Genomic DNA, 2,555 nt, shown 5'->3' on the forward strand with positions numbered 1-2,555 from the left:
AGGACGGCAGGTGGACCTCGTACACCGACAACGGTGCCTCGTGCACCGGACGGGCCCCCCGCCCCGCCATCCACTCCTCGTCCGTCCACACGTGGGACGACTCCGTGACGATCGAGGCGGTCGCCGGGGGCACCTCGGTGCGGCGGGCCATCGGGTCGGCGCGCATCGTGTGCGTACCGTCGGGCCGGGTGATGTCGAACTTGTACGGGGTTCCCTCGCCGATGCCGGGCAGGAACAGCTCCCAGACGCCCGTGGAACCGAGCGATCGCATGGGGTAGGCGGTGCCGTCCCAGTGGCAGAAGTCCCCGCAGACCCTGACACCCTGGGCGTTGGGTGCCCAGACCGTGAAGCGGGTGCCGGTCACGCCCTGGTGGGTCATGGGACGGGCCCCGAGCGCCCGCCACAGTTCCTCGTGGCGGCCCTCGCCGATCAGATGGAGATCGACCTCGCCCAGCGCGGGCAGGAAGCGATACGGGTCCTGTACCTCGGACTCGTGGCCCGCGTACGTCACCGACAGCACGTACTCGGGGATCGTGTCGAGCGGCAGGACGCCCGAGAAGAGGCCGTCACCCGCCCCCCGCAGCTCCGTGCGCCGGCCGTCCACCACGACCGCGACGGCCTCGGCGTACGGTCGTAGCACGCGGAACACGACGCCGCCCGGCACCGGGTGCGCGCCGAGCAGCGCGTGCGGATCGTGGTGGGCGCCGGACAACAGGCGCGCGCGGTCCGTCGCGTCCAGCGCGGCTACCGGCCTGGTGCCAACGGCGGTGGTGGGAACTGCCACGGCTTCAGCCTCCTCGGGGAAAGCGGTGGGGCGGATGGATCCTGGGCTCCGGGTCGTCGTCAAAGGCGTTCAGCGGGACGTTCGACGCGATGTTCGGCGTGATGGCCGGTTGGGCGGTGGGCAGGACGCTCGGTGGGGTGTGCGTCACGCCGTTCCCCCGCGGCTTCGGCGAGGCGCCCGACCGCCGCCATCGGGACCGGCAGCCAGTCGGGCCGGTGCCTGGCCTCGTACAGCACCTCGTACACGGCCCTGTCGGTCTCGTACGCGCGCAGCAGTTCGGGCTCCTCGCGCGGGTCCCACGCGGCCGCGGCGGCGTACCCCGCGCAGAAGGCCTCCCGGCAGCGCTGCGCCCACTCGGGGCGCCACGGGTGGCGGGAGCGCGCGGCGTAGTCGAAGGAGCGCAGCATGCCCGCGACATCACGTACGGGGGACTGGAGGCGTCGGCGCTCGGTGAGCGGACGGGCCGGCTCGCCCTCGAAGTCGATGACGGACCACTGCCGCCCGGCCCGCAGCACCTGCCCCAGGTGGAGGTCGCCGTGAATCCGCTGCGCCGGCCGTATCGCCGCGTCGAGCGCCGCGAGCGCGTCGAATGCCGACCGCAGCCCGGCCGCGTACGGCCGGAGTTCGGGCACGGAGCGGGCCGTGGTGTCGAGCCGTTCACTCATCGCGGCCGCGAGTTGCCGGTGCTGCAACGGACTGGGCGCTCGCACGGGGAACGCCGCCGCCAGCGCCACATGTATCTCGGCGGTGGCCCGGCCGAGTTCGTATGCCTCCTCGGTGAACTCCCCGCCGGAGGTGAGCGATTGGAGCGCCAGGGCCCAGCCGTCGGAGGCGTCGCGCAGGAACGGCTGGAGCACCCCGAGTGTCGCCTCCCGCGGCTGCGAGGTGCCGAACCACGCCGCGGGGGCGGGTACGCGGGTGCAGCCCTGCCGGGCCAGCGCCCAGGGCACCTCCAGGTCGGGGTTGATGCCCGGCTGGACACGACGGAAGACCTTCAGGATGAAGGAGTTCCCGTACACGAGGGAGGAGTTCGACTGCTCGGTGTCGAGGAGCCGGGGGGTGAGACCGCAGGGGACCGTCACCTGGGGATCCCGCTCGAAGAGCAGCGGTCCCGCCGCCCCAGGAGTGCGCAGTCGTTCCAGGAGCAGACCCGCCGCGTTGGGATCGTGAAAGGCGTCGTACACGCTGAGGTCGGCCAGGGGGCCCGCGCTCGGGCGGCCTATGAAGGCGGGGGCGAGTCGGGGTGGCAGGACCTCGCGTGCGCCGAGCAGGAGCTGGTAGCAGTCGTCGGGCGGGGGAGTGCCGGGACCTTCGTGGTCGGAGCCGCCGAGGTGTTCGGTGCGTATCAGGAGATGCAGGCAGCCCGGGTACAGCTCGGTCGACGACACCACGCTCAGACCGGTGACGGGGTGGCCCTTGCCCGCGAACCAGCGCTGCCGCGGCAGCCACTGCCGCAGCAGTTCGGCGAGCGAGGTGAGCAGCGCGGCGGGGGCATGGCTGCCCGGACGGTGCAACGCGGTCTTCGGCATGGCGACACGTCCTTTCAGAGGCAAGCGATCTTTGATGGGCACACGATCAAGCGCGATCACGTGCGGTCAGGATCGCCTGGCGGTGCCGGGGGCGATCGCGCGTCGCAGCCGGAACCAGTAGAAGCCGTGGCCCGCGAGGGTGAGCAGGTACGGCAGCTCTCCGATGGCCGGGAATCGCACCCCGCCGATGAGTTCGACCGGGTGGCGGCCGCTGAAGGCCCGCAGGTCCAGTTCGGTGGGCT

The 2,555-nt window shown here is 72.4% G+C and carries 2 protein-coding genes and 1 pseudogene; all 3 read right to left on the reverse strand.

Annotated elements, in window-relative coordinates; all coding sequences use genetic code 11:
- Positions 1-784: pseudogene (locus ABZ656_RS57450) on the reverse strand (1,4-alpha-glucan branching enzyme); the annotation flags it as partial.
- A gap of 59 nt (positions 785-843) precedes the next feature.
- On the reverse strand, positions 844-2,313 hold the full coding sequence (locus ABZ656_RS57455; RefSeq protein ID WP_360280649.1) for a maltokinase: 1,470 nt from the start codon (positions 2,311-2,313) through the stop codon (positions 844-846).
- A gap of 66 nt (positions 2,314-2,379) precedes the next feature.
- Positions 2,380-2,555, reverse strand: a 176-nt coding sequence (locus tag ABZ656_RS57460) for an alpha-glucosidase C-terminal domain-containing protein (protein WP_360280652.1), incomplete at its 5' end; no start/stop codon positions are given.

Source organism: Streptomyces sp. NPDC007095, from assembly GCF_040634475.1.
Lineage (GTDB): Bacteria > Actinomycetota > Actinomycetes > Streptomycetales > Streptomycetaceae > Streptomyces.

What these genes read in the sequence shown, in the direction of transcription:
- ABZ656_RS57455 (WP_360280649.1), bottom strand. Translation starts at nt 2,313, where the DNA reads ATGCCGAAGACCGCGTTGCACCGTCCGGGCAGCCATGCCCCCGCCGCG.